Origin of the sequence: Acinetobacter sp. 102, assembly GCF_037028485.1 — a bacterium.
Classification (GTDB): Bacteria; Pseudomonadota; Gammaproteobacteria; order Pseudomonadales; family Moraxellaceae; genus Acinetobacter; species Acinetobacter higginsii.
Genome location: NZ_JAZEZK010000002.1, coordinates 14,532 through 41,126, shown reverse-complemented (window position 1 = coordinate 41,126; position 26,595 = coordinate 14,532). Strand labels below are relative to the sequence as shown.

Genomic DNA, 26,595 nt, shown 5'->3' with positions numbered 1-26,595 from the left:
GAGGATCTAAAAATTATTGAATTGATTTTGGGAAAGTCAGGACACAACGTAATCCACCTAATGGTGAATGATCGAAAGTCAATGAACCACCTAAAGCTTGTGCCAACTTACACGACAAGGCCAAACCTAGACCTGTACCACCCGTACTGCGTGTACGCGAATCATCGACACGATAGAAACGTTCACCTAAACGTGCCAGTTGTTCATCATTTAAGCCCAATGGACTATCATCTACATACATTATCCATTGTTGCTCATCTTGTTGAGTGTGAATCTGTATTTTTCCACCTTGTTCGGTGTAACGAACACAGTTCCCTAACAAATTAACGATAATCTGTTTAAAACGATCCCGATCTAAAGATAGGAATGCCCCTGCTCCGGACAATGTCACTTCAAGCTGGTTTTGCTCAAACGTAGATCTAAAATTTTCAACTTCTTGCAGTACCACATCCCACGGATTGACCTCAGCAAAATAGCATTTCAATTGTTGTGCATCGGCCTGCGCCAAATCTGCCAAGTCTTGGGTTAACTTTTTCAAGGTACTGACCTGACGCATCATGGCATTCAGGTGTTCAGGCGTCGCCTTACGAATCCCGTCCTGCATCGCTTCGATCTGTGCCTGCAACACCGCCAGAGGGGTTTTCAATTCATGTGAGGTATCAGACACCCATTGACGACGAGATTCTTCATGCTGATGTAAAATATCAGCCAAATGATTCAGTTGATTGGATAAATCACCGAGTTCATCATTTCTTTTAATCACAACTTGATGTTGATAATTGCCATCGGTCAGTTCTAAAGTTGCTTTTAATAAACGTTGAATCGGTTTTTTAAAATAAGTGGCCATCAACAATGCTGCAACCAAACTTGAAAGTACCGTTAAAGCATAGACCAACAGCAAATATCGTTTTTGATTACTAAAGAAATTGATACTGGATGCATCATCCTGATCCAGTACGGGCTTTAATCCGAGGTAACCGACCACCTTCTCGTCAACGACAATGGGGCGGAACGAAATTTGGTCCGTTGCAGGTTCACCCACAATAAACTGCTGATTCTCATCGTATAAAGACAGTCGTGAGCTCAAACCTAAACGATCAGGAATCGAGACAAAGCGCTTTTTGCCCTGCTCAGCAGGTGCAGCATTGAGTTTACTGTCCTGTTTATCTTGTTTACTATCCGTCTTTAAACGAAATTGACGTGGACTTAAAGGAAAGCGTAAACCTTCAAAAGGTTGATACTCCGAAGGTAAATTCTGTTTGAGAATTTTTAATTCTTCATCATTAAATATCTGCCGATTTTTGATCTCGACATTATTTTGCGCCAGCGTTGGAGACAGGCTAAGTAAGGTATGGTCATTAAAATAACGTTGTTGTAAGGCAATATCATACTGACGGCGCAACCACCACTGAGACAGGCGATCATAGTCATCGGGTGCTGCCGTGCCTTCAATTTGCAGAATCTGCGCCTGAATTGCATTGCCCCAGTCATGATAAACCGTATAGACGTTGCCTAAATTGGCAATCAAACGGTCTAGCTTCTGCATTTCCACATCGGCCACATAACGCGCAAAGTTCTTTTGCATGGTCCAATGCAAAATCCCCAAGCTAATCGTTGCGATCAACAAGGTGGTCAGTAATACCGTTAAAAACAGGCGTAAGGCTAAGGGCACGCGGCGAACATTCAAAAGCAGATTCTCAATAGTGTTCTATTTGTGGATTGTAACCAACATGGTCGAAAAAAACTCTCCATTGTTTCTTCATCTTTATTATCTAATCTTTAACCATCGAATCACAACTGATCATGCTGGATAAAACAATGAACAAGACAAAAATCGTATTGATGACCACCCTACTCGGTTCTGTTTTAGGTTTGGCTGCTTGTCAGTCAACCACACCAGCGGAACAGTCAATGGATCGTGACCATCACCGCCATAATATGCAACGTGCACCACTTACACCAGAACAACGTGCTGAATGGCAAGCCAAACGTGAACAGCGTTTAGAGCAACGCGAACAAATGCGCCAAGAACATCAAGCACAACGTGCCCAGATTGAGCAAGCCTGTCAAGGAAAGCGTGTTGGAGAACGCGTGAATGTTCAATGGAATAAGCGTGTAATTGAAGGCACCTGTGAAGTTCGTTTTACCCCAGATAAATCACAGTTCAAACGCCAAGCCAACGCAACCACTTAATTTCCCTGTTCCTCATCGGCGCTTTTTAAGCGCCTTTTTTTATGGCCAAAGCATATTCATTTTTAAGTACACAGCTGCTTACGATTTTACCGCTGCAGTTTCACTCAAAAGCCCAAAAAGCACCTACAATCTAAACGCTTAAACAGGTTGAACCATAAACTTTGACTTCACAGTCACTAAGAAATGACCTGCAAAAGCTTGTACCGAACTATAACTTGTTGCACGATTAGCAGTACAAAATGGTGCTGTTGGGCACATTTATCATTGACTAAGATTATAACTCTGGTTTAACCAGTATTGAGGAACCCGCTATGCCACAATACAAAGCACCCTTACGTGATATGCAGTTCGTATTGCACGAATTATTAAATGCTGAAGCACATTACGCGAAACTTCCTGCATTTCAAGACACTGTAAGCCGTGAATTGGTTGATCAATATTTAGAAGCAGCGGCTGATTTCTGCGAAAACGAACTTTCTCCTTTAAACCAAGTCGGCGACCGTGAAGGTTGTACTTGGAATGACGGTGTTGTAACAACACCTACAGGCTTTAAAGAAGCGTATCAAAAATATATCGAACTTGGCTTCCCATCTCTTTCTGCTGATGAAGAATTTGGCGGTCAAGCATTACCAAACTCTTTAGGGATCTCTATCTCTGAAATGGTGGGTACTGCAAACTGGTCATGGGGCATGTACCCTGGTCTTTCTCACGGTGCAGTTCGTACTTTAGAACATCACGGTTCTGATGAGCAAAAGAACACTTACTTACCAAACCTTGTTTCAGGTGTTTGGACAGGTACCATGTGCTTAACTGAATCTCATGCAGGTTCTGACTTAGGTATCATCCGTTCTAAAGCAGAACCAAATGCTGACGGTAGTTACGCAATTTCTGGCGAGAAAATCTTTATCTCTGCTGGTGAACATGACATGGCTGAGAACATCATCCATATCGTACTTGCGCGTTTACCAGGTGCGCCAAAAGGCACTAAAGGGATCTCTTTATTCATCGTACCTAAATTCCACGTCAATGCTGATGGTTCAGTTGGCGAGCGTAATGCAGTACGTTGTGGTTCAATCGAACACAAAATGGGTATCCATGGTAACGCAACGTGTGTGATTAACTTTGACCAAGCAAAAGGTTACTTGATCGGACCTGAAAACCGTGGCTTAAACTGCATGTTCACCTTCATGAACACAGCACGTATTGGTACAGCGGTTCAAGGTTTATCTGCATCTGAATCTTCTTTCCAAGGCGCTTTAGCGTATGCGAAAGATCGTTTGGCAATGCGTTCTCTTTCTGGCCCTAAAGCGCCTGAAAAAGAAGCTGATCCAATTATTGTTCACCCAGCTGTTCGTAACATGCTTTTAACGCAAAAATCATTTGCTGAAGGCGGTCGTGCGTTGGTTTACTTATTGGCTCAATATGCAGATATCGTTGAAAAAGGCGAAACTGAAGAAGAGCGTAAGTTTGCTGACAATATCTTGTCTTTGTTAACGCCAATTGCAAAAGCATTCTTAACTGAAACTGGTTCTGAATCTGCGAAGCACGGTGTACAAGTCTTTGGTGGTCACGGCTTCATTTCTGAACACGGTATGGAGCAAATCGTACGTGATACACGTATTGCTTGCTTATACGAAGGTACCACTGAGATTCAAGCACTTGATTTGTTAGGTCGTAAAGTCTTGCAAACTCAAGGTGCAATGTTGAAAGACTTCACCAAGATCATCCATAAATTTGTTGAAGCAAACAAAGACAATGCTGCGATGCAAGAGTTCATTGCGCCATTGGCTGCTGCCAACAAAGAATGGGGCGACATCACCATGCAAATTGGCATGCGTGCAATGCAAAACCCAGATGAAGTGGGTGCAGCTGCGGTTGACTACTTATACTTCTCTGGCTATGTAACGCTTGCTTACTTATGGGCACGTATGGCGCTTGTTGCTCAAGAGAAATTAGCTGAAGGTTCAACTGAAGTTGACTTCTACAATGCGAAAGTGACCACTGCTCGCTTCTACTTCAAGAAGATCTTGCCACGTGTTCGCTCACATGTAGACGTACTTTCAACTGGCGTTGCGCCATTGTTTGAACTTGATGCGGAACACTTCGCTTTCTAAACATAGTTTAGAATGAGATGCAACGTTCATCACAGAAAAAGGACTGGTCAGTTTTGACCGTCCTTTTTTTGTTTAATCAATGCTAAATTTATACGATTCAATTTATTTGTTCGTTTTATTTGATCACTTTGCACATGAAACGGTGCGTAGAAGGGAACGATTATGCCAATTTACAATGCTCCTTTAGCAGACATGAAATTCATCTTAAATGATGTATTTAAAGCAGAACAATTTTGGCAGTCTAATGAGAAACTGGCTCATGTAGATGCTGCAACAGCTGAAGCAATTTTAGAAGAAATGGCGAAGTTTGCCCAAAACGTGACGCATCCGTTAAACCGTACGGGTGATGAAGAAGGCGCGCGTTGGGAAAATGGCGAAGTTTTCACCCCAGCAGGTTTCAAAGAAGCATTCCGTCAATACGCTGATGGTGGTTGGATCGGCTTAGGTGCTGATGAAGAATGGGGCGGTCAGGCAATGCCAAAAATGCTGACTGTACTGTCTGATGAAATGTTATTCGCGACCAACCCTTCATTCATGCTCTACCCACTGCTTTCTGTGGGTGCTGGTATGGCATTAAACAGCTATGCATCACAAGAGCAAAAAGAAACCTATTTACCTAAAATCTACTCTGGCGAATGGTCAGGTACGATGTGCTTAACTGAACCCCATGCAGGTACAGATTTAGGTATTATCAAAACCAAAGCTGAACGCAATGAAGATGGTACGTATAACATTACCGGTACTAAAATCTTCATCACCGGTGGTGATAACGACCTAGCTGAAAACATCATTCACTTGGTACTTGCAAAAACCCCTGATGCTCCTGCGGGTTCACGTGGTATCTCGTTATTCATCGTTCCAAAGTTCCTGTTAAATGAAGATGGTTCTTTAGGTGAGCGCAACCCAGTTGGTCCTGGTTCAATCGAACACAAAATGGGTATCAAGGCATCTGCTACTTGCGTGATGAACTTTGATGGTGCCAAAGGCTACCTCGTGGGTAAAGAAAACGAAGGTCTTGCTGCAATGTTCGTCATGATGAACTACGAACGTTTGTCGATGGGTATCCAAGGTCTTGGTGCTTCTGAATTTGCATATCAAAATGCAGCACAATACGCGACTGACCGTTTGCAAGGCCGTAGCGCAGCAGGTGTTCAATCACCAAATAAACCAGCAGACAGCATCTTGGTTCACGGTGATGTGCGTCGTATGTTGCTCAACGTACGTGCCAATAACGAAGCATCACGTGCATTTGCCGTTTATGTCGGTCAACAACTGGATATCACCAAGTTCTCGACTGATGCAGAAGCTGTGAAGCAAGCGAACAACCGTGTTGCATTGTTAACACCAATCGCAAAAGCTTACCTCACTGATACAGCCTTCCAAGCAACCTTAGATGCGCAAATGGTGTTTGGTGGTCACGGTTATATCCGTGAATGGGGTATGGAACAATGTATCCGTGATCTTCGTATTGCTCAAATTTACGAAGGGACTAACGGTGTTCAGTCTCAAGATTTAATTGGTCGTAAAACAATTAAATGTGGCGGCGCATTCATTGCTGAGTACATCACCGAAATCCGTGACTTTGCCAATGATCTAGACACTGATTTGAACTTCATTAAAGATGCAACTTTAGACGCTGCAACTGAAATTGAAGCCATCACGCAGTTCATTATCGAGCAAGCAGCTGAAAATGTTGACTTCCCGAACTCAGCTGCAGTTGATTACTTACATGCAGTAGGCTTACTCAGCTTCGCCTATATGTTTGCAAAAATTGCTGCCGCTGCAAAAGATAAATCTGGTGATTTCTACCAAAACAAAATTGCATTAGCACAGTACTTTGTAGACCGTATCTTGCCTGAATTAGATGCGCGTTTAGCGAAAATCAAAGCAGGTTCAGACTTGATCATGAACTTCAGCGAAGATTACTTCACCAATCAAGCTTAATTGATTAAGCATAAAAAAAGCGTCTGAATATTCAGGCGCTTTTTTTCTTTCAAGCAACTAACCGTGCTGTCATCATTTTACCTTTTTAATTTCTCAACCAGAAAATCAGCCGTCATATTTACACTTGGCAATAAACCACGTCGGGTCAGCATCAGTAAACTGGTGGTCACCTCACCCGCTGTCCATTCCGGCAACACATTCACTAAAGTTCCGTTTGCAAGCTCATGACTACAAAAGCTTTCTGGTAAAAGTGTAATGCCCAACCCTCTTTTTACAGTACCTTTTAAAACCTCAGATTCATTTGCCATAAAACGGAGATTCGGTCGAACAATCTGCCTTTCTCCATTCATATGTTGAAAATGCCACGGATTCATATGTAAGTCTGACCACAGACCTTGATGTTGAGCTAAATCCTTTGGATGATGAATCGGTTGTGCATTCTCTAAATAGGTCGGTGCAGCAAAGGCAATAATCTTGTCATGCGTCAACACCCGCTGAATCAACCCAGAATCAGCCAAGGGTCTAAAATGACTGCGGATCACGATATCAAAGTTCTCGCTTATCACATCAACATAGCGATCGGTCACTTCAAGTTGTAGCAACAGTTTGGGATAACGCTCCGCCAGTTCAGGCAAGCAATCTGACAAAATATATTGCGCAACAGGCACAGAAGCACTCAAGCGAACTACACCCGTCGGCTCTTGCTGCTGCATCAATAAGTTTTCTTCTGCATAACGGAACTCATCCACTGCATTTTTAGCATGTTGATAAAACAGCTTGCCTGCTTCACTCAGCACAAAACTCCGTGAACTCCGATGGATCAGGGTAAGGCCCAATTTCTCTTCTAAAATCGCAACCCGCTTACTGATGGTGGACTTGGGTAAATTCAGCTGTTTGGCAGCAGCGGAAAAGCCCTGATGCTCCACAGCAACTACAAACAGGAAAACATCATTTAAATGTTGTCTAAGCAGCATGAGCAATGTCCATATATGTAGACGATAAGTTGCATATTACCTGACTATTCGAAACTTTTCTCTCGTCTTAATATGAGTTTATCTTCCACAGTAGAGTAATGATGATGTCCACTTTAACCCTATTTTATGGTGTTCCTTCTGGTTGTTCATTTGGTTCAATCGTTGCACTGGAATGGTCCGGTCTGCCTTATCAATTATGCAGAATCGAAATGCCCGCTGAGAGCGATACAGAGGTCTACCACCGCATCAACCCATTAGGTGAAACGCCAGCACTGCTGGACAGCAATGGTCAGGTGATTACTGAAAGCATGGCGATCTTGAATCACATCATGGCAATAAGCCCAAATCCCTCGCTCCATTATCCACAAGCAACCACCCAATTTAACCAGTTTAATCAGCAACTGGCTTTTTTAAATACGACCTTATTCAATGCTTTCAGCCCTTTGTGGTATAGCCTTGAACATGCCTCATCTACTGATTCCCCCCAGGCCTTGCGTGACTATGGTACTGCACAAATCAAAAAAGCATTTACTGCTTTAGAACGCACATTGAGCCATCAGAGATGGCTCATGGGTGATCACATTTCTTTTGTGGATGGCTACTATGCAGGTATCGCACGTTGGCTTAAGTACCATGATGTGATTGATATTAAAAATTTTCCCAACTGCCAACGTCTTCAAGAGCAATTGCAGGATCAAACTGCAGTGAAATTTGCCCATGCGATTGAACAGCAACAACCCACTCAGAGTTCTGGCAATTTTCTAGGTCATGTTTCACTTGAACAGGTTCTTCAAATACATCCACATTTGAAATAAGTTTTGTAAGCAATACAAAGCCTTTATCCTAAAGAGAAGATAAGTATAAGTTGTAGTAGCTCGACCAAGTGCTTATCTCGAATCAAAATGACCTCAATCACTATATTGAGGTCATTTTGATTCGCTATAATAAAATCAGCATAAAACTTGCATAACATTCTAACGATCATATTGAGAATATAAATCGCCATGTCTAATTCAAGAGAGAAACTTGAAGGCTTACCTCGCCTACTTGATCGCTTTGGTCACTACGCGGTTGAAGCCTTTCATTATTTAGCCTTATTTATTATTGGCTGTATGATTGCATGGTCAGCCGTGCATACCGTGATTGAAATTCTGACCGTAAAACAGTACGCCACCATTGATGACATCTTGCTGCTGTTTATCTATTTAGAATTAGGCGCGATGGTGGGGATTTACTTCAAGACCAATCACATGCCAGTGCGCTTTTTGATTTATGTCGCGATTACCGCACTCACCCGTCTGTTGATTGCCGATATTCAGCACAACCATAAAGCTTCTATGGATTTGGTGATTACCACAGGTTCGATCTTGATTTTAGCGGTGGCGATTTTGGTGGTCCGATTTGCCTCATGGAACTACCCTTCTGTGATTCGGGGCAAGGATCAAGAACAACAACTGCCTTCCAACAAAACACCTCGCCCACAAGATGACGAACTGGCATAAATAAAAAAGCAGGCATATGGCCTGCTTTTTTATTGCATCTATTATGCAACTCGGAAAACACGATATTTCGAGTCCACCAACACATATTTACCTTGTACCTGCATCCAGTTATAACCACGAGGTGGTTCATATAAACGGTGGGTACGATAGTTAGAAACTACATAGCGGTTACTGCGGAATTCTGAGGGTAAGCGCTCGCCGCGCTTGAAGTTAATACGTTGACCATAATGATTACCACGATCGCCATTCGACCAGCGTGGTTGTTCACGATGATCGTAACGGTGGTCATAACGATCATAGCGGTTATCGTAGCGATCTTTATGATCATGATTCCAACGATTTGAATCTGCCATGGCTGAGGCAGAAATCCCTAACATAAGCGTTGATACCAGTAATACGGCTGTCTTCTTCATTCTTTGATCCTCTGTTTTTCGATCTGAAATCAGATTAAGAAAAACTCAAGGAGAAAGCATGAATAAAACCCACGACATTGCAAAGCTTTGTAATGAATAGCGAGAAATTATGGAGAATCCTCGAGAGGCTTCATTTTAAAAAGCCATCAAAATCAGCGAATAATCTCAATGGTAAAATTATCATCGGTCACTAAAAGATAACGTCCATCCACGACGACCCAATGCCGACCACGTGGCGGTTCACGTAATGAATAATAGTCCCAGTCTCGAATCACATAGCGCTCGCTCCGAAACTCACCTGGTAATTCATTGCCCACCACAAAAGACTCACGGCGATAGCTACCGTCATATTGTGTGTCTGGATAATATTCGACCCGAACACCCGGTCGATGATTCGGATGAGGATAGTAGTTATTTTGATTGGGTTGATAGTAGTAACCTTTCGGCGGCGCTGTCGGTGTATAACGCTGGTTCGAAAAAGCGAATGGATCTTGTGCGGGCTGCTGATAGGCAGGAGTAGTCTGATGAGAGGAGCGACGTTCTACCCCACTATAGCCACTCCAAGCATTGTCCGCATAGCTCATCACTGGGAGATAGCTCAATACAGCTGCCAAGCCATAAATATAAGGTTGAAATTGCTTCATCGTAATCTCCCTAAAAGCAGAGTATCTGTCTATTTTAGAATAAAAAATAAGCACAACTGTTGTAATAATATTTTTTCAGATTAGCTGTTGAATTCCCAAGATAAACAGCAGCGAGCTACAGCTCCGCCGAGATATGCTAAAATCATTTTTTTGGTTTTAAGGCAACATCTGTGGCTGAAATGAATTTTGATCGTCTCTATCAATTCTTTTGCAAAGTTCCAAGTGTGCAAGAAGCACGTATCGTTGCGCACGGTGCAGATGGTCAACATGCATGGTGGTTTAAATTCAATATTGATGTTGAACATCCGTTGGCATGGCAAACAGTTCAAGAACTTGGGCATGTTCTCAATTATTTATCCACCAATGAACGTTTACCAACCCAGTTCTTCCCTGTGTCTCCGCCACCGTATATGAACGGCGAAGCTAAAGACTTTTTGGCTTGGGTAATCCAGTGTAATCATCCAGAATTCACTCCAGATGTGGTCTGTGACTGGCTAGAAGCCCGCTTACCAAATCCTGTGGATGATGAAAGTCAGTGGAAAATTAAAACAGATTTAAGTGAACTCGAGCAAATGGCTGATAAGGATTTAGATCAATTAATCCCGCCAAGCCCTTAATTTTTTGATTGAGGATGTAGGTCTTTCAACAAGCTGAATCGCAAATAAACATCCACATTCAGCTTGTTGAACTCACGATCTAAATCACGATAAGTCATAACCCAAATATTCTTGTGGGGATTCTGAATAAGGTAAAATCAGATAATCATTTTTTAAAATGAGCGCTTTCAGTTGTTCTTGATGCCTAAATTCCAAAGGATAAATCAAAGCAATATCCTGAATTAAATCGTCCATCTTTTCTGCATTAAAATCTGGGGTTTTAATCCATCCCAATAACGCTGCTCCAAGTCCGATAAATTCGAAGCCATAGTGCTGCATTCTCTGAATCAGTGCATAATTCTCGAAGGGATCAAAATCACAAGAAAAATAGCCATTCGGTAGCATCGCCAGTTTTAATGCTTCGGTTTCAATATCAGCCACTTTTACTTCAATGACACTATCCAGTGAAATCAATAGATGTTGATTGAAATAAAGCAATGCATCTAAGTCATTTTCATCATAATGCTGCATTTTTTCAGCCAGGCTTTCAAAACGCTGCTGCTGTGCGGGATCATTCAACTGATGAAGATAATGCTGCAATTGCTTTGGAACACAAACATTTTGATAGCTTTGCTCCCATCGTGGATCATCGACTTCAATTCCCTTGATGTCGTCACTAAAATCGACATACAAGCGCTCATCCTCGACCGCATGCATCGAGGTATATTTTGCTTGTGCAGCATCATCCAAAACCAGAAACACTTTTTTAGGATAAACATCTTGTTTAAGGGAGCGATAACATTCTAAGAGTTCTGCCCAACTTTGAATTTCAACAATATCTGCATAATGATTGAATTGATGTACCTCTAAATCAATCTCATCATCCTGTCTGATATTCAGTTTAATTTTCGCCATTGCGTAGAACCCTCGTTATGCTGAATTAAAAAGTGGATAAGCCTGACCATTCCATAAAACGATAGATCCAGTACTTTACTTTTGACTCATCAGCATATTTTGCATAATCCACCGTGATTTGACGGCCGTTTGCGTTTGTCCATGCTGCATCAAAATACTGTCCCACATCTTTAAACACAGATACTTGTGCTGCACCAATCACGCGCATGTCGGTTTCAAGATTATAATTTTTTAGATTACGCGCGGTTAAGTTGGCTGAACCGAGAATAATCTCTGCTTGCTGTGCATTGTATTTGAGCAGCATTTTGCTATGACATTGTTCGCCACGGGTATCACACCAACGAATTGGAATACCGACTGCATTCAGTTCCGAAGCCACTTGGCGATTGGGAATGCCATTCTTTTGACGACCAAAAGCATCTTTATTCGGGTCAATCATAATACGAATGTTGACACCACGTTGCTGTGCCTGCTTGAGTGCATCAATGATATTGCGTTCTGATAAATAGAACATCGCCATATCCAAATGCTCTTTACTTTTCGCAGTCTGAATCATTTTCAGAACGGCGTCATAAATCGCTTTTTCAGTCAGCACTTGCACTTGTGGTAATGTTTTATCTTCGGCTAGCCCGCCCATAATCACAAATGGGCTCGAACCTTTAGACATATTGGCCACAGCTTGCTCGGTTTGTAACACATCAATCGCTGTTGGCCCATCCACCACCAAGGCCACATTGCTATGATGTGAACTACCATCATGCGGATTGGCCGAAGTTACTAAGCTTTTCCAGCCATCCACAGTATCAACCACCAAGGTTTTACGATGATTGGCTTTGAAATTAAACAATTCCAGATAACTACGCAGAGTAATTTTATCATTGCCAAATGGGCTACTTAACCAGCCACCTTCAGGATTATTGCCCAAGTTCTGACAACAGATATACCAAAAACCTGACCACAATGGATTCGAAGCACGCAATGGCTTTAAATCAGTTTCGATGACATCCACACCTGCTTGGCGTAGTTGTAGATAATGCTTTGGAGTTAACCCACCATAAACCGAGTTAATCGGATCGGTAATCACCACAACTTCAACATTTGGATGCAAACGGCGCTTCACGATTAAGGCATCGGTGAGCTCTTGCATCAAAGGAAACTGTTTGACTGTCGACTTACCCACTTCCTGATTAAACAGGAACATATCCAGCACAATGGTACTCTGTGCCTGATCAATCAACTGAAACACTTCTTTGAAAATATACTGATCAACCTGTTGTTGACCTTGCGCATCGATATAGGTTTGATCTGCTAAGAATTTCACATTGGCATGACGCAACTGCCCAGTAAAATCCAACCCTTTTGGGAGTGGTTTTACGGTATGATAGATTGCCGAAGCAATGTATCCAATCGCAAAAATACACAATATGACTGCCATGTAACGTCGACCTGACCAGTTTAATTTTCGATGGATTCGTTGGAAGATACGCATATAAACAAAAAAAGCCCTAGCCTAATGGCTTAAGGCTAGAGCTTATGCTTTGATTTTTCAATGCTAATTTGGTGATCATTTAAAAAATCAAAAATTAAATTTTCACTTAGAAGTTAAAATTCACCCCAACCGTGAAATTACGTCCCACTTGTGGAATCGTTGATAAGAATGATGCATGTTGGTACACCTGATCATCGAGCAAATTATTGGCATTCAGATAAACACGATAATCTGTAGCCTTACTATATTTACCTGTGTAAGCCACACCTAAATTCAGCATGTTATAGCTTTGCGTATCAGTTTCATAAGCCGCAATCTTGTCTTGTTGGAACACATGATAGTATTCAGCTGAACCGCTAAAGCCATCGCCAAAGTCCGCATTTACTTTTGTTCCTAGACGACCTGCTGGGACACGTGGGGCATTTTCATTGTCGATCTTGCCGCGCACATAGTCACCAAATACACCGACTTTATACATATCCGAGATCTGATAACCCGCTTCTGCCTCTGCACCATAGAAACGTGCCTGATCTTGGGCGTATTGCACCAAGCGGAAATCTTTATAACGGTCTAAAGTTTGAGCGTAGATATAGTCATCAAACCAGTTGTGATAGACATGCACATGGTAATCAAACTTGTTATTGTCATAATGGAAACCGAGTTCCACATTATTGGATTTTTCTTTCTTCAATTGATCATTACCTAGTTCATAGGTATTGGTCACAAAATGTCCACCATTGGCATAGAGCTCTTGCGCTAAAGGTAAACGTTCTTGATGTGAAGTCACCAAAGAGAGTTTGTAGTTGGGCGCAAACTCCCAGTTGGCAGCGCCAGAAACAGAAAAGGCTGAACCGTCGAAATCTTTTTTGCTTGAGTCATCAATATCAATTTTTTGTTTTTCTGCGCGTGCTGCCAGCTCAACATGGACATCATTAAATTGTGCATGCTCTAAACCAAAGATGCTCCACTTCTTCGTGGTATTGGGTGCCAAGAATGCTTCTTCACCGGTGAGTTCCAGTTTTTGTTGACCATATTGGGTTCCAATTACCCCTTCCCATGGCCCAATTGGGTTATGTACCAATTCTAAACGGCCATCATAACCCTTATTTTTAAAGCGAGTCGCGATGGTGTCTTCTTCAATTTCATCGTGTTTATAATCAGTATAGCTGGCCTGAGCACGTAACTTTTTAAATCCTGCAAACGGATCATTCAATTCAGTACGGACATCATAACGCTCAGATTTTAGATCAATCCAAGGGCCTGCCTCATGTGCATGATCGTGGTCGTGATCGTCATGACCATGGTCATGATCATCGCCATCTTCGTGATCATGGTCGCCACAATGTAAATGAGGACGTCCTGAAAGATGAGCACTACAGCTCTCATATTCATGGCTATGTCCAGGTAGACCATACTTATCTTGGCGATTGCTATATGAAATTCCCGTAAAACCGCGATCATAAATCCAAGACAAACCGACATTCACCGTTTCACCTTTGGCAAAGGTATTACCGACACGACGCTCTTTCTCACCTTCGTGCACATAGTTCGGCGCGATATAGTCATTGGCTTCACGATTTAAGCCTTCAACTCGTAAGGCCACTTGATCACCCAAAGCAACTGTTACACCAGCCGTTGCCAGTTTTTCATCACTGCCAGTGTTGTAACGTAAGCCCACATTTCCCTCATAACCATTTTCAGGCATTTTGGTTGGAATCTTGCTATCCGTCACATTCACCAAACCACCCACTGTTCCTGCACCAAACAACAAAGTCGATGGTCCACGAATCACTTCAACCTGTTGCGCTAATGCAGGATCTACAGTCACTGCATGGTCAGGAGATAAAGTTGATACGTCAATATTTTCAGAGGAGTTTTGCAAAACTTTTACCCGTGGGCCATCTTGACCACGGATCACAGGACGGCTTGAACCCGCGCCAAATTGATTGGAATAGATCCCAGGTTCACTGCTCAATGCTTCACCAATGGTGACAGCGCCCTGTTGCAAGCGTTTTTGATCTACGACGGTATCGGCAACCGCAAAATCTTTCGATGTTTGCTCTAATGGATGTGCTTTTATTCGTATTGTCTCTAAGCTTGTCACTTGCTCATTTTCTGCTGCAAAAGTAGATACAGATACAACAGCTAAAATAGATAAGGTCAAAATATTCTGTGGAAATGACATATCGGGTCTCGAATCAGTCGATCGTTGTTTTTGTTATATTATAACATTTCATTTATTTTGCAATAAAAAACACTGCAACAATGAACATTTGCTACACTGCTTCTCCATGATTCAATGAAAGACCTCCAGCGTACGAGAAACGTTATCCCTCATATCAGTCTAATTTTTATATAAAAAAAACCGACATTATCTCTCGATATGCCGGTTGAATTCTGCTTAATTTATCAAAGCTTATTTTTGTCTTTCAATATGATAAAGCTCATTAAACTGGCCGTTATAAAAAAGAATATATAAGTGACATGGGGAAAGAATAAATAATATTCTGTTAATCCACTCAAGAGAAATGAAAATACAAATAAAAATCCAGCAAGTGCCAAATTCCTAACCAATTCATTTCTGCTAAAAAATTGAGAGAAGAAGAATATCAGTGGCGTAAGCAATGAAATAATAAGACCTACCAAACCAATCAAGCCATTAGCAGCCAGATCTTGAAAGAAAATATTATGCTTATGCTGAAAACAACTTGGTAAAATACCTTGCTCAGCTAGATGGCAATGCTCCTTTTCAACACCATAAACACCAACACCGATAACAGGTTGTTGTTGAAATAGTTCAATTGCATTGTGCCACATCACCAATCTAGAACCTGTACTGTTATTATAGCTATGGTTTTCGATATGAGTCTTATCTTTTTGAAACTCATCAAATCGATTAAATACAGGTGAATTTGGAATAACAGCATTAACAATCAAAAAGATTAAAAGCAGTGACCCACTAAAAAGTAGCTTTTTCTTCTGAGTTTTATAATAAAATAACGTTAAAAATAACAGTAAAAATGGTATAACCAACCATGTCCCTCTAGAACCATGTAGTATAAACACAAATAAAGTCAATAAACTTATAGTTGTTATCAGATATGAGGATCTCGATTTTAAATAAAATGAAAAAACAAAAACTAAAATACTTAAAGAAACAAACACAATATCATACGATATAATTGGATTATAAAAATCTGCCAGCAACCCACGGTGGAAATCGAGTTGAAACCCGACAATCCAACTATAGACCAGCAAGAAGCCAATAATAATATATAAGACAGCAAAAAAGTGTTTAGTTTTAAAACTAAAATAATGATAGATCGTTGGTAAAAAGCAGAAAGGAATTACCCACAGATACTGATTAACAATATTTTTATATGTTCTATGTGGGCCATCTTGTGGAATAACATCCAACCGATCAAAAAGATAATAACTTAAGCTAAAAGTAAAAAAACTAATCAGACAGAATAGCATCAAGGGCATATTCATGATTATTTTTTTATTTTTAATAAAAACATAGGCAAACATTAAAGTATAGATAATTGAAACATACCAAACTCTAAATTTTTCATTAAAAATATAATAAAAAAATAGAATCAATATCGTCAACGAGATAAGTTTTGCAACTTTATTCTCACCCAAAAAATTTAAATTACACCCCATTACAAAATTTAAACCTCATCAACATCTGCAAACTGATTAACCATCAAAATAGACCAAAATTCATTGCATTATTTAAGCAAAAACACACCTACAATACAACATTGTAAAAAACAAGTATGATCGGTCAGCCTATTTACAAATCTGATTATTTATTTACTATTCTTTCGCGTAAGATTTTATTATCTATAATGCTTTTTTTATTATGCCTTTCACTCTTTCTCATGCAGTACTTGCCCCTCCTTTATCCAAATTAAGCAAAGGCCATTTACCACTTGCAGCATTAGCAATTGGCTGTATGACACCAGATATCTATCGATTATTTACACAAGAAAATATCAACTTAACCCACCAATGGGCAGGTCTTTTATTTCCCAATCTTCCAATCGGATTGCTCTTCTGTCTACTGTGGTATCTGATCTATCGCCCTGTGATTTACCGCATTTTAGGTATTCATCATCCGCTAAAAGTCAGTTCCTTTGATCATGCCTTAACTTTTATCTTGATGAGTTGTATTGCCCTTAGCATAGGTATTGCTACACATTTAATTTGGGATGGACTTACTCATCTCGACTTTCGAACATTTGCATTCAAAGAAACGCTTGCCCAAAACATTTCACTTCTTGGCTTAAGTTATCCCCTGCATTTTGTCTTACAAATTGCCTCATCAGTGCTCACCCTACCTATCATTCTGGTCATGTCTTGGCATTATTACCTTAGGCATAAACATAACCATCCTGTTTCAACCAAAATAAAAACTTTTGCACTACTCAGCTTCAGTGTTTCAATCATCGTAGGACTAATCGCAGTCTTAGACTACAGCCAACAGATCAGCGCTGATCTATGGAATAGTGAACGCTATTTTTATATAGGCAAATCGATTAATGAATTTACACAGGCAAGCCTAAGCTGGTTTACCGTAGCCTGCCTATTGTTTTTATTTTTTGATTGGATCGCTCGTCTGAAATCAGTTTAAGTAGAAGTGTTGCTTTAAAATTCGCTTGAAAACATTAAGACTTGAGACTATACGTTCAACAAGGCATAATCTCCCCTTCATTGGTGGTGCGCTGTTTACGCATTCACCTTCTACAGCCAATATAGTTTGGATACATAATTCAATATGATGCGCACTCATTACTGTGGCTCTTTAACAGAAGCCCAAATCGATCAAACCGTTACTTTATGCGGATGGGTTCACCGTCGCCGTGACCATGGCGGTGTAATTTTCCTTGATATGCGTGACCGTGATGGTCTCGTACAGGTGGTGATCGATCCAGATACGCCTGAAGCATTCGCAACAGCAGATAAAGCACGTTCAGAATTTGTATTAAAAATTACAGGTCGTGTTCGTCGTCGCTATGAAGGTACTGAAAATGCCAACATGGTGAGTGGTCAGATTGAAGTTTTAGGTAAAGACATCGAAGTTCTTGCAGCTTCTGATACTCCGCCATTCCCATTGAATGACGAAAACACCAATATTTCAGAAGAAATTCGTTTGAAATACCGTTTCTTGGACATCCGTCGTCCTGAAATGTTAGAGCGCTTGCGTTTCCGTTCTAAAGTGACCAACTTGATCCGTAACTATTTTGAAGATCATGGTTTCTTAGACGTTGAAACCCCAATCTTGACACGTGCGACACCAGAAGGTGCACGCGACTATTTAGTGCCAAGTCGTGTTTCAAATGGTAGCTTCTACGCACTTCCACAATCACCACAATTGTTCAAACAGTTGTTGATGGTGGGTGGTATCGACCGTTATTACCAAATTGCGAAATGTTTCCGTGACGAAGATTTACGTGCGGATCGTCAGCCTGAATTCACCCAAATCGACGTTGAAACATCGTTCATGAGTGACGATGACATCATGGATTTAATGGAAGGCTTAACGGTTAAAATGTTCAATGAATTATTGAATGTAAAATTCGATAAGTTTGAACGTATGACTTATGCCGACGCAATGCGTGACTATGCATCTGACAAACCAGATATGCGTATTCCATTGAAATTGGTTGACGTTGCAGACTTAATGCAAGACGTAGAGTTCAAAGTCTTCGCTGGCCCTGCAAAAGACCCGAAAGGTCGTATCGTTGCTTTACGTGTTCCTGGTGCTGGTTCATTGCCACGTAGTGCAATCGACGAATACACCAAATTCGTAGGCATCTACGGTGCAAAAGGTTTGGCTTACATCAAAGTCAACGAACTTGAAAAAGGCATCGAAGGTCTTCAATCTCCAATCGTTAAATTCATCGAGCCAATCGTGCTGGATCTATTAAAACGTGTTGGCGCTGAAAATGGCGACATCGTGTTCTTTGGTGCGGATAAAGCTAAAGTTGTAAATGATGCGATGGGCGCACTTCGTGTGAAAATCGGTCATGACTTGAAACTGACAACGTGTGAGTGGGCACCACTTTGGGTTGTTGACTTCCCAATGTTCGAAGAAACGGATGATGGCAAATGGACTTCTGTTCACCACCCATTCACGCTACCAAAATCAAGTGTTGAAGACGTGAAGAGCAATCCAGGTGAAGCCCTTTCTGTTGCCTACGATATGGTACTGAACGGTACTGAAATCGGTGGTGGTTCACTTCGTATCTATACTTTAGAAATGCAAAAAGCAATTTTTGAAGCTTTAGGTATTGGTGAAGAAGAAGCAGAAGAGAAATTCAGCTTCTTATTGAATGCATTACGCTATGGTGCACCTCCGCACGGTGGTTTGGCATTTGGTCTTGACCGCTTGATCATGTTAATGACAGGTGCTTCTTCGATTCGTGATGTAATTGCATTCCCGAAAACCAAGACAGCTGAATGTCCATTGACTCAAGCACCAGCACCAGTTGAAGCAAATCAATTGCGCGACTTAGGTATTCGTTTACGCGAAAAGCCAAAAGCTGAAGAAAAATAAACCTTGAGTTTATGCTTCAACAAAAACCCTGCTTCATGCAGGGTTTTTTATATCCATACAATCCCTCTCCTTTTAGGAGAGGTTAGGTGAGGTAATTTATACTTTGCGAACAAGTCCGCTAGTGGCATAATAGGCTGCTTTTTATTGAGAGATCCGTCTTATGGCAATGCGTCCTGATGTACGTCGACATGCAATTGTACTTATTGTATTTTCACTTGCTCAATGGTTTTTCATGCGTTACATCTTGGCAAATGAACTCTTCAATATGGACACCAATCAACGCATTTTATACTTCTGTGTCAGTAGTTTGGCGGGTGCTCTACTGATTTTTGTCGCATTAATCTATATGGTCCTTAAAGGCAACGTAGATAAACAAGACTAAGATCATGTCGTTTTACACTACCCTACTTCGTATTCTCCCTTTAGCACTTTTACGTAGTATCGCAAAAGTGGCGGCATACTTTATCAATCAAAATCCGAATAAAAGTATGCTGTGGAAAACCAGAGTCAACTTAGGGCTAGCCTACCCTCAACTTAGTCTAGAACGAAAAGAACAGCTCGCGAGAGAAAGCGTCACCAAACAATGCCTCAGTTATATTGAATCTGGTAAATGTTGGGCAATGCCACCTGAATGGAGCATCCAACAGATTCATACGGTACATCATTTGGACGTATTAACCGATGCGCTCAGTGATCCAAGAGGCGCACTGATTATTACCCCGCATCTGGGCACATGGGAAATGATGAATGCATGGGTACATCAATATGGTATTCCAACCATCATGTACAAACCCATGAAAGATTCTGGCTTTAATGCTTTTGCCTTACATGCCCGTCAACGCCTCAATGCGACTTTGGTTCCTACTGACGCGTCTGGTGTAAAGGCCTTGTTTAAAAACCTAAAACAAGGTGGCTTCAGTGTCATCTTGCCCGATCATGTCCCAGACCCGTCTGGTGGTGTTGTGGTTCCTTTTTTTGGAGTTCCATGTCTCACCAGCACACTGGCCAGTAAAATGGCACAAAAAACCCAATGTCGCCTAGTCGGATTAAGCTGTTTCCGTCGTGAAGATGGTGAAGGTTTTGATGTGTATTGTGATGACCTGAATGATCCGCAACTGTATGATCGAGATATCGAAGTTGCCACAACCGCACTCAATCAAGCCGTTGAACAGATGATTAACCGCTTTCCTGCTGAATATATGTGGGGTTATAAACGGTTTAGAGGCGGAAAATCTGAATCTGCTTACAAATGAGTATGGGTTTCAAGCGTCTTAAAACTATTTAAACTTCACTGTACGATAAGCTGAAAGGTCCTTAAGTTTCAAAATTTGCAAAAACAATCTTAAAATCTCTTTTTTGATTTTGAAAAATACAGTCATTTGCTGCTTTTGTTGAAGTCTTGCTAGTTTTTCGGCCTGATGCCGAACCGCGCGATCTTCTTCGAGATGACTTCCAAAATTATGATATTTATCATTTAGATAAAAATCTTGAGCGCAAATTGCAGGCGTCATTTGGTAAGCTTTATACTTCCCCTTTTTAACATTCCGACCAAACAGAATATGATCTACAGGAACCAATTCTGGCATATTTGCAATCAGTTCAAGATAATGCTCAGCCGCTGCTTTTGATAAAATATAACCCGCCCCACCCAAATGCATCCCTTTAAGATGATATAAGCTTCTTCCATTTTTTGATAATTTTAAGAAAAAAGACAGATCAACTTTTTTATCAAAAGCTTCTAATTTGATAATGTGAACATCTTTGGGTATCCATGAAAAGTCATTGAAAAAGCACTGTATATTCTCACCTAAATACACATCATCTTCAAAAATTGCCATATAGTCTAAGTCGAGATCAACAATCTTTTTCCACAACATAATATGACTTAACAAGCATGCAACTTCACCTTTCGTTAAGCTTCCTCGCCGAGCCAAATCAATTCCTACACTTTTTGCTGCATCATCAGATGTAACTGGTGTAATTGCATCATAAAAGCGGAAATCAACTAAATATTTTTTAAACTCTGCATTTATATGTTGTCTTCTCTCAATTGCAGAATCCAAACTAATAACAAAAACACTCATTTAGAAAGCCATCATATTTGAGAAAAAACAGCAGAATTATACAATTAAAATATATGAAATAAACCTCAAAGGAATATTCATACTATTTCACAGTGCAAATCAACAAAGATAATCCATTAATAAACAATACCATAGTTTAATTTTTATTAGTCACTGTAAACTTTAATTTAGTTTTATAAGGAAATTCTTTCAATTGAGTCAAAAGACGCTTGAACTCACGAGATAACTTCTGTAATCCTCTGGACTTAATTTTTTGTTTATTACGCCATTGAAGTGTTGTTTTAAACTTTTGATTTTGTGGATTTAATAAATAGTCCTGCATACATAATGCTGGATTTAATTGATAGATACCAAGCTGACCTTCAGCAATATATTTTCGAAAAACAATTTGATCAACATGATCTAAAACAGGTTGTTCTTTCATATACTCAAGCAATGCCTTTGCTCCCTGATAAGAGAGAATATAGCCTGCTGCTCCAAGATGGGGGTTTTTCAAACGTCTTAAAATAAAATCTTTATGATCAAAGATTTGGGTTTTATTTAAATCTAAGATAACACTATCGTAAGATTTTTCGAGCTTCACAATATCAACCTTTAACCAGTCTGATTGTTTTAAGAGTAGCTCAGCATCATCTCCCAAATGGACATCATCTTCAAAAATTGCAATGGCTGACATTTCTTCATCAACAGCTTTTTGCCACAACGATACATGGCTTAATAAACAAGCCAATTCATTTCGGCTTAAATCACCTTGACGAAGCGTAAGGCCAATCTTTTCAGCTTGGAGATCGACCAGAGGAGGTTCGATGGCATCAAAGAAATGAAATGAAATTCCTTTTTCCCCAAACTGTTCTTCAATATGTATTCTACGATCAGCTGCGGACTGTAAACTGATGACAAAAGTTTTCACTTATATGTTACCCGACGAGCAAAAAATATAATTTTTAATTGGGTGCTAATACGAACCAATTCTAAAAAAATCTTCTGCAGACCATTGGCTTTATTGGCTCTCATCCTCTTTTTTCTTTCCGAGGTGAGCTGACTTTTAAGCTGAATATTGGTTGATCTATAATGCAATATGGTGTCTTGAATACACAGTGCGGGCTGCATTTGACACATTATAAACTTATGATCTTTAACAACATGCTCAAACATCAAGTTATCTAAGGGAATAATATAGTCAATCTTTTCAATTTCATTTAATAAAAATTTTGCGCCCTGCAATGACAGGATATAGCCCGCAGTTCCTAAGTTTTTTCCAATTAACCTATAGATTTCTCGCCCTTCTTGCGGGAATTCTTTACATTTAGCCCCCAATATCACTTTCGGCGTAAATGCTTCTAACTTAATGAGATGCCAGTCTGGTTCGATCCAGTCAGATTGATTTAAGAACCTGTTAGCCTTTTCCCCTAAATGAATATCATCTTCAAAAATTGCCATATAGGGAATATTGTCATCGACAATCTTCTTCCATAAATGTACATGGCTCATAAAACAGGCAAGTTCACCTTTGGCAATATAGTTTTCATGCACACTAAGATTCATGGCTTGTGCATCATATGCGGCCACATCAGGAGTTATTGCATCGAAAAAGCTGAACTCTATTCCCTGTCTCTCAAATTGAGATGAGATATGATTACGGCGCTCGATTGCGCTTGAGAGACTGACAACAAACTTTTTCATATGGGATAGGAGTAATTCAGACAAATTAGGCGACATACCTACAGGCGCTAAGAATACTTGTTTTTGATTATGATGTACATGATTTCAATCTTGCCTGACTGTTGCCTAAGCTAACAACATGTAAGTTATGGATAAGCATCAACATTTCAAAAATAGTTATTTTTTTCTTCTCACAGCGAACACAGACAAGATTACAAAACCCAAAATAGAACCACAATAAATCAAATAAAATCAAAGCTATAAATTAAATTTTAAAACACTAGTTTTTCCAGAATAAAAATAAAGACAACAAATTACTGACAAGAAGATAAATTTCCCCCGCAGCACCGACACTAAAAACAGGCCCAAACTATATGCTCTTATTCAAATTAAAAGATAAGAGCTGGCAATTCCACATAGGGCACGACCAGCGCCTTTTAAACTCAAGAATGATGTTTGTTATAATTTCCTAAGGTTAATTGCAGCGAAAACCGCTTAAACAATAACAATGTCCAGATAAAATATCTTGTCTTAAGATATGGCAGAACACCGATTTTAATGTGCTTAGCATGACTTTTCTTCACCTTTAATGGCTTAAAAACATGTAAAAGCAATGATTGTATAGGGGTTCTCCAAACTAACCCCTTCCATATATTTAAGGTTGTTTTAGGCTGTTTAAGGAAATCTGCCAACGAGGTCTTCATCGAAAATAGTGGTATAGCGCGATGATGTGAAACATCAACGGCTAACCGAACCTCTGTCATTTTTTCAACATCAACGCCACGTGGATAGTCACAAAAGATATTGGTCCACGCGACAAGATCTCCACCTTCTAGATAAAGATTGGTTTGACCAAAAATAGCTTTTATATCTGCAAAAAATGCTTCAGCTCCCTGAACAATTTCTGCATAGTTTTCCTTAATGAGACGCTCATCCTTACTTGGATTATCTTTATATATCGGCTGCCCCTTCATCGAAACGCCATAAATTGGAAACTCAGGTGAACTTAAAAGCAACTCAACAAATTTCCAGTTTTTAGTAAATACATTTGAGTCTAAAGTATTTAAATTATTGGGAATAAATGTATCGAATGCATATTTTTTAGTGCGATACGGCAATAACGTAGACCAATAAAAACCATTGATTGGACGCTGTAATACATCTTCTAACATTTTCTGAGAGGTCAAAGCAACGGTCTTACTATCAACTATTCCGACCTGTTCATCTTTGCCTATGATCATATCAATATAATGATGATAATCAGCGTACATTTGCTCAGCATGCTGTTCAAAATGATGTTTATGCTCTTGAATAAAATCGTGATAATGACTGGCTTTGTTAAAAGATCGCCCTTCTGTTAATGCAGCAATATCTGCATATTTATGCGCATAAAAATCGACAATCGCTTTAGCACTTTCAATATTCTGCTTCTCATAATCAAGTCGGTAAACCAGATTGAGTAGGCGTGGTGCATATACATAACTGGTTTTAATTCCACCAACATGAAATTGTTTGAAAGCCTTTTGCAGTAAATAGCCATCTCGAGCAACAAACAAAAGATGATCTAGCTTTTTTTCTAGTGCTGTAGTTTCAATCCATTTACTATAACCATAAGCCAGAGGTGCAGCATAGCCATAACCAATCTCTTGCCAATATGGACGCCTATTCTGTACCAATGACTGGTTCAACCACCGCATTGCTAGCATTGCGACCAAAATACTCTTGCCTAAATTGAGCGTGCCTTGTTCTGTAAATCGTCTTACCCGTTCATCAACAGCTAAGAACTGCTGTGCAACCTGTTTATATAAAATTGCTTGGACACCTAGTTTCGCAGGCGCTCTATAATCTCCTTTCTTATTATCACCGATATGAACAATATCTTGTGCGCTCACCTTTAAATCAGAAAAGACCTGCTCAAACAGTGTGCCTTTTTTCTTGGTTTTACCATAGCTGCTAGACACATATAAATGCTCAAAAGCATGAAATTCATTTTTAATCAGTAATTTCTGTAAACTCTCAAATGAGTGGTACATATCCGAAATTACAATAACTTTTTTATTTAATTCAAGAGCATAATCCCAAAGTATTTTCATTTCTGGGTTCGGCTGTAAAACCATAAATTCCCAGTTTAATTCAATTTCTTTGGCGCACTTAAACTCAGCCTCAATTTCATTATAAATATCGTCATAGCAGATCTCTTGTCGATCTGGATTTTTCTTTCTCGCTCTAAATTCAGCCTCTCTTCGAGCCAGAGCAAAACCTTCCAAGCATTGATCAATCTCGATATGTAAAAATAAATCTCGTGGAGATAAATACGGACGTAGCAATAAGGTATCAAAAATATCAAAAGAGACAATCTCTGCTTGGGCAATTTTCCTCTTTGCCTTTTCAATAAATGTATTTATTATCATTACATTGCCTCACATAATCACTTTACAATATAACCAGAAGTAGAGAAATATTTCAAAAAAAGCCCCTCTTTTTAGACTATAATTATGAATAAAGCCTTAAAAATGGAAGCTAGTCATGTCTAACTCCACAATTAAAATTTTTGTTGGTTGCGACCCCAATAACTGCGACTTAGAACAAATGATGGTTCTGGACTATAGTGTCCGCAAGCATACCAAACATCCTGTTGAAATTGTATGGATGCAGCTTAGCCACGATCAAAATAGTCCATGGTATACCAATCAGCAAACAGACGAAGGCTGGCATACAGAACATTGGGCGACCCCTTTTTCAGGTTTTAGATGGGCAATCCCAGAGTCATGCAATTTCGAAGGCCGTGCCATTTATATGGATGCGGATGTTGTGGTGTTATGTGATATTGCGGAGTTATGGGCACATCCTAAAAAAGATGAAGCAATCGTGATTGCCAAAGGCGGTAAAAACTCAGCCAGACTGTGTACGTGTGTTTGGGATTGTGAGAAAGCCAAAGCATACCTTCCTTCATTAAAGGATATTCAAGCGGATCCGCAAAGCCATAAAAAGCTGATGCAGCTGTTAAAAGATCAACCTAAGTTAGTTCAGCCCTATCAAGACTCCTATAATAATATTGATGGTGAAGGTCTGGCTGCTGATCAAATCAAAATCTTGCATTATTCAGATATGGGCACACAATTCAGCCATAAATACTCCTTACCTCGTTTAGAGGCTGAAGGGCAAAAACACTGGTTCGACGGTAAAATCATGCCGCATCCACGTGAAGACCTGACTGAACTGTTCGACCAATATTATCAAGAAGCCATTGCAGCGGGTTATCGCCCAGAGAACTATCGCATTGAGCCCTTTGGTGATTTTTCTAAAGCGACCCAAATTCATTATCGCGGCAACAAAGTAACTCGCCCAGAAGATAGAAATTGGTTTGCTCGTTCATTACATAGTCTAAAAACCAAATTGAAAAAGAAAAGCTTTTCTTTAGACGACTAATATCAATCGAAACTAGATGACCTAAACCAAGTTATCTAGTTTCATTCGTCTCAATGATTTTATAAATGAGT

At 40.1% G+C, this 26,595-nt stretch carries 23 protein-coding genes; 11 read left to right on the top strand and 12 right to left on the bottom strand.

The features are described 5' to 3' along the window. Nucleotides 1-13: 13 nt before the first annotated feature. Entirely contained in the window at nt 14-1,687 is a 1,674-nt protein-coding gene (gene baeS / locus WA352_RS02425) for a sensor histidine kinase efflux regulator BaeS (protein WP_336141119.1), read from the bottom strand. Between the two features lie 131 nt (nt 1,688-1,818). Here baeS and WA352_RS02420 point away from each other — a divergent pair, with 131 nt between their 5' ends. From WA352_RS02420 to WA352_RS02410, 3 genes are all read left to right on the top strand, one after another. Then, nucleotides 1,819-2,193, top strand: a complete 375-nt coding sequence (locus tag WA352_RS02420) for a heavy-metal resistance (RefSeq protein WP_336141117.1) — start codon at nt 1,819-1,821, stop codon at nt 2,191-2,193. Nucleotides 2,194-2,504: 311 nt separating this feature from the next. Next, entirely contained in the window at nt 2,505-4,307 is a 1,803-nt protein-coding gene (locus tag WA352_RS02415) for an acyl-CoA dehydrogenase C-terminal domain-containing protein (RefSeq protein WP_005193034.1), read from the top strand. Nucleotides 4,308-4,469: 162 nt separating this feature from the next. Further along, the gene (locus WA352_RS02410) at nt 4,470-6,251 is read left to right on the top strand and encodes an acyl-CoA dehydrogenase C-terminal domain-containing protein (RefSeq protein ID WP_004652441.1); all 1,782 of its coding nucleotides are present in this window, start codon (nt 4,470-4,472) and stop codon (nt 6,249-6,251) included. A 77-nt stretch (nt 6,252-6,328) separates the two neighbouring features. Here the strand turns inward: WA352_RS02410 and WA352_RS02405 are convergent, their stop codons facing one another. Beyond that, the gene (locus tag WA352_RS02405) at nt 6,329-7,225 is read right to left on the bottom strand and encodes a LysR substrate-binding domain-containing protein (RefSeq protein WP_336141114.1); all 897 of its coding nucleotides are present in this window, start codon (nt 7,223-7,225) and stop codon (nt 6,329-6,331) included. A 104-nt stretch (nt 7,226-7,329) separates the two neighbouring features. On the opposite strand from WA352_RS02405, the gene WA352_RS02400 reads away from it, so the two are divergent. Both WA352_RS02400 and WA352_RS02395 read left to right on the top strand, forming a co-directional pair. Then, complete coding sequence (locus WA352_RS02400) at nt 7,330-8,040, top strand: glutathione S-transferase family protein (RefSeq protein WP_336141113.1); 711 nt, start codon at nt 7,330-7,332, stop codon at nt 8,038-8,040. Nucleotides 8,041-8,229: 189 nt separating this feature from the next. Continuing rightward, nucleotides 8,230-8,727, top strand: coding sequence for a phosphate-starvation-inducible protein PsiE (locus tag WA352_RS02395; RefSeq protein ID WP_004652444.1), 498 nt, complete (start codon nt 8,230-8,232; stop codon nt 8,725-8,727). A 41-nt stretch (nt 8,728-8,768) separates the two neighbouring features. Here WA352_RS02395 and WA352_RS02390 read toward each other — a convergent pair whose 3' ends face one another. Both WA352_RS02390 and WA352_RS02385 read right to left on the bottom strand, forming a co-directional pair. Beyond that, nucleotides 8,769-9,140 carry an RcnB family protein gene (locus WA352_RS02390; RefSeq protein WP_101235562.1) on the bottom strand — a complete coding sequence of 124 codons (372 nt, stop codon included), beginning with the start codon at nt 9,138-9,140 and terminating at the stop codon, nt 8,769-8,771. A 152-nt stretch (nt 9,141-9,292) separates the two neighbouring features. Further along, a complete protein-coding gene (locus tag WA352_RS02385) occupies nt 9,293-9,784 on the bottom strand; it encodes an RcnB family protein (RefSeq protein WP_336141110.1) in 492 nt (163 codons plus the stop codon). Between the two features lie 179 nt (nt 9,785-9,963). Here WA352_RS02385 and WA352_RS02380 point away from each other — a divergent pair, with 179 nt between their 5' ends. Further along, entirely contained in the window at nt 9,964-10,401 is a 438-nt protein-coding gene (locus tag WA352_RS02380; protein ID WP_004802764.1) for a hypothetical protein, read from the top strand. 84 nt (nt 10,402-10,485) lie between these two features. Here WA352_RS02380 and WA352_RS02375 read toward each other — a convergent pair whose 3' ends face one another. From WA352_RS02375 to WA352_RS02360, 4 genes are all read right to left on the bottom strand, one after another. Further along, nucleotides 10,486-11,295: a hypothetical protein gene (locus WA352_RS02375; RefSeq protein WP_004802762.1), complete on the bottom strand. Its 810-nt coding sequence runs from the start codon at nt 11,293-11,295 to the stop codon at nt 10,486-10,488. A 25-nt stretch (nt 11,296-11,320) separates the two neighbouring features. Then, complete coding sequence (locus WA352_RS02370) at nt 11,321-12,784, bottom strand: phospholipase D family protein (protein ID WP_336141109.1); 1,464 nt, start codon at nt 12,782-12,784, stop codon at nt 11,321-11,323. Nucleotides 12,785-12,890: 106 nt separating this feature from the next. After that, nucleotides 12,891-14,969: a zinc piracy TonB-dependent receptor ZnuD gene (znuD, locus tag WA352_RS02365; RefSeq protein WP_033133858.1), complete on the bottom strand. Its 2,079-nt coding sequence runs from the start codon at nt 14,967-14,969 to the stop codon at nt 12,891-12,893. Nucleotides 14,970-15,193: 224 nt separating this feature from the next. Then, nucleotides 15,194-16,450 carry an O-antigen ligase family protein gene (locus WA352_RS02360; RefSeq protein ID WP_033133857.1) on the bottom strand — a complete coding sequence of 419 codons (1,257 nt, stop codon included), beginning with the start codon at nt 16,448-16,450 and terminating at the stop codon, nt 15,194-15,196. A 202-nt stretch (nt 16,451-16,652) separates the two neighbouring features. On the opposite strand from WA352_RS02360, the gene WA352_RS02355 reads away from it, so the two are divergent. The 4 genes from WA352_RS02355 (at nt 16,653) to WA352_RS02340 (ending at nt 20,602) form a co-directional block, all read left to right on the top strand. Then, the gene (locus WA352_RS02355; RefSeq protein WP_033133856.1) at nt 16,653-17,423 is read left to right on the top strand and encodes a DUF4184 family protein; all 771 of its coding nucleotides are present in this window, start codon (nt 16,653-16,655) and stop codon (nt 17,421-17,423) included. Between the two features lie 144 nt (nt 17,424-17,567). Further along, nucleotides 17,568-19,349: an aspartate--tRNA ligase gene (gene aspS, locus WA352_RS02350; protein ID WP_005322405.1), complete on the top strand. Its 1,782-nt coding sequence runs from the start codon at nt 17,568-17,570 to the stop codon at nt 19,347-19,349. A gap of 160 nt (nt 19,350-19,509) precedes the next feature. Further along, nucleotides 19,510-19,731, top strand: coding sequence for a hypothetical protein (locus WA352_RS02345; RefSeq protein ID WP_004802750.1), 222 nt, complete (start codon nt 19,510-19,512; stop codon nt 19,729-19,731). Between the two features lie 4 nt (nt 19,732-19,735). Then, the gene (locus WA352_RS02340) at nt 19,736-20,602 is read left to right on the top strand and encodes a lysophospholipid acyltransferase family protein (RefSeq protein ID WP_033133855.1); all 867 of its coding nucleotides are present in this window, start codon (nt 19,736-19,738) and stop codon (nt 20,600-20,602) included. Between the two features lie 24 nt (nt 20,603-20,626). Here WA352_RS02340 and WA352_RS02335 read toward each other — a convergent pair whose 3' ends face one another. The 4 genes from WA352_RS02335 to WA352_RS02320 all read right to left on the bottom strand — a co-directional run bounded on the left by WA352_RS02335 (nt 20,627) and on the right by WA352_RS02320 (nt 25,506). Then, nucleotides 20,627-21,433 (bottom strand): glycosyltransferase family 25 protein, encoded by an 807-nt coding sequence (locus WA352_RS02335; RefSeq protein WP_033133854.1) that lies wholly within the window; start codon nt 21,431-21,433, stop codon nt 20,627-20,629. Between the two features lie 136 nt (nt 21,434-21,569). Further along, nucleotides 21,570-22,343: a glycosyltransferase family 25 protein gene (locus tag WA352_RS02330; protein WP_033133853.1), complete on the bottom strand. Its 774-nt coding sequence runs from the start codon at nt 22,341-22,343 to the stop codon at nt 21,570-21,572. Then, the gene (locus WA352_RS02325) at nt 22,340-23,152 is read right to left on the bottom strand and encodes a glycosyltransferase family 25 protein (RefSeq protein ID WP_081406954.1); all 813 of its coding nucleotides are present in this window, start codon (nt 23,150-23,152) and stop codon (nt 22,340-22,342) included. The genes WA352_RS02330 and WA352_RS02325 overlap by 4 nt, the downstream gene beginning before the upstream one ends. A gap of 386 nt (nt 23,153-23,538) precedes the next feature. After that, nucleotides 23,539-25,506 carry an HAD-IA family hydrolase gene (locus WA352_RS02320; protein ID WP_033133852.1) on the bottom strand — a complete coding sequence of 656 codons (1,968 nt, stop codon included), beginning with the start codon at nt 25,504-25,506 and terminating at the stop codon, nt 23,539-23,541. A 115-nt stretch (nt 25,507-25,621) separates the two neighbouring features. On the opposite strand from WA352_RS02320, the gene WA352_RS02315 reads away from it, so the two are divergent. Next, nucleotides 25,622-26,524, top strand: a complete 903-nt coding sequence (locus tag WA352_RS02315) for a hypothetical protein (RefSeq protein ID WP_004802739.1) — start codon at nt 25,622-25,624, stop codon at nt 26,522-26,524. Nucleotides 26,525-26,595 lie beyond the last annotated feature (71 nt).

What these genes read in the sequence shown, in the direction of transcription:
- WA352_RS02420 (WP_336141117.1), top strand. Translation starts at nt 1,819, where the DNA reads ATGAACAAGACAAAAATCGTATTGATGACCACCCTACTCGGTTCTGTT.
- WA352_RS02415 (WP_005193034.1), top strand. Translation starts at nt 2,505, where the DNA reads ATGCCACAATACAAAGCACCCTTACGTGATATGCAGTTCGTATTGCAC.
- WA352_RS02410 (WP_004652441.1), top strand. Translation starts at nt 4,470, where the DNA reads ATGCCAATTTACAATGCTCCTTTAGCAGACATGAAATTCATCTTAAAT.
- WA352_RS02405 (WP_336141114.1), bottom strand. Translation starts at nt 7,225, where the DNA reads ATGCTGCTTAGACAACATTTAAATGATGTTTTCCTGTTTGTAGTTGCT.
- WA352_RS02400 (WP_336141113.1), top strand. Translation starts at nt 7,330, where the DNA reads ATGTCCACTTTAACCCTATTTTATGGTGTTCCTTCTGGTTGTTCATTT.
- WA352_RS02395 (WP_004652444.1), top strand. Translation starts at nt 8,230, where the DNA reads ATGTCTAATTCAAGAGAGAAACTTGAAGGCTTACCTCGCCTACTTGAT.
- WA352_RS02390 (WP_101235562.1), bottom strand. Translation starts at nt 9,140, where the DNA reads ATGAAGAAGACAGCCGTATTACTGGTATCAACGCTTATGTTAGGGATT.
- WA352_RS02385 (WP_336141110.1), bottom strand. Translation starts at nt 9,784, where the DNA reads ATGAAGCAATTTCAACCTTATATTTATGGCTTGGCAGCTGTATTGAGC.
- WA352_RS02380 (WP_004802764.1), top strand. Translation starts at nt 9,964, where the DNA reads ATGAATTTTGATCGTCTCTATCAATTCTTTTGCAAAGTTCCAAGTGTG.
- WA352_RS02375 (WP_004802762.1), bottom strand. Translation starts at nt 11,295, where the DNA reads ATGGCGAAAATTAAACTGAATATCAGACAGGATGATGAGATTGATTTA.
- WA352_RS02370 (WP_336141109.1), bottom strand. Translation starts at nt 12,784, where the DNA reads ATGCGTATCTTCCAACGAATCCATCGAAAATTAAACTGGTCAGGTCGA.
- znuD (WP_033133858.1), bottom strand. Translation starts at nt 14,969, where the DNA reads ATGTCATTTCCACAGAATATTTTGACCTTATCTATTTTAGCTGTTGTA.
- WA352_RS02360 (WP_033133857.1), bottom strand. Translation starts at nt 16,450, where the DNA reads ATGGGGTGTAATTTAAATTTTTTGGGTGAGAATAAAGTTGCAAAACTT.
- WA352_RS02355 (WP_033133856.1), top strand. Translation starts at nt 16,653, where the DNA reads ATGCCTTTCACTCTTTCTCATGCAGTACTTGCCCCTCCTTTATCCAAA.
- aspS (WP_005322405.1), top strand. Translation starts at nt 17,568, where the DNA reads ATGATGCGCACTCATTACTGTGGCTCTTTAACAGAAGCCCAAATCGAT.
- WA352_RS02345 (WP_004802750.1), top strand. Translation starts at nt 19,510, where the DNA reads ATGGCAATGCGTCCTGATGTACGTCGACATGCAATTGTACTTATTGTA.
- WA352_RS02340 (WP_033133855.1), top strand. Translation starts at nt 19,736, where the DNA reads ATGTCGTTTTACACTACCCTACTTCGTATTCTCCCTTTAGCACTTTTA.
- WA352_RS02335 (WP_033133854.1), bottom strand. Translation starts at nt 21,433, where the DNA reads ATGAGTGTTTTTGTTATTAGTTTGGATTCTGCAATTGAGAGAAGACAA.
- WA352_RS02325 (WP_081406954.1), bottom strand. Translation starts at nt 23,152, where the DNA reads ATGTCGCCTAATTTGTCTGAATTACTCCTATCCCATATGAAAAAGTTT.
- WA352_RS02320 (WP_033133852.1), bottom strand. Translation starts at nt 25,506, where the DNA reads ATGATAATAAATACATTTATTGAAAAGGCAAAGAGGAAAATTGCCCAA.
- WA352_RS02315 (WP_004802739.1), top strand. Translation starts at nt 25,622, where the DNA reads ATGTCTAACTCCACAATTAAAATTTTTGTTGGTTGCGACCCCAATAAC.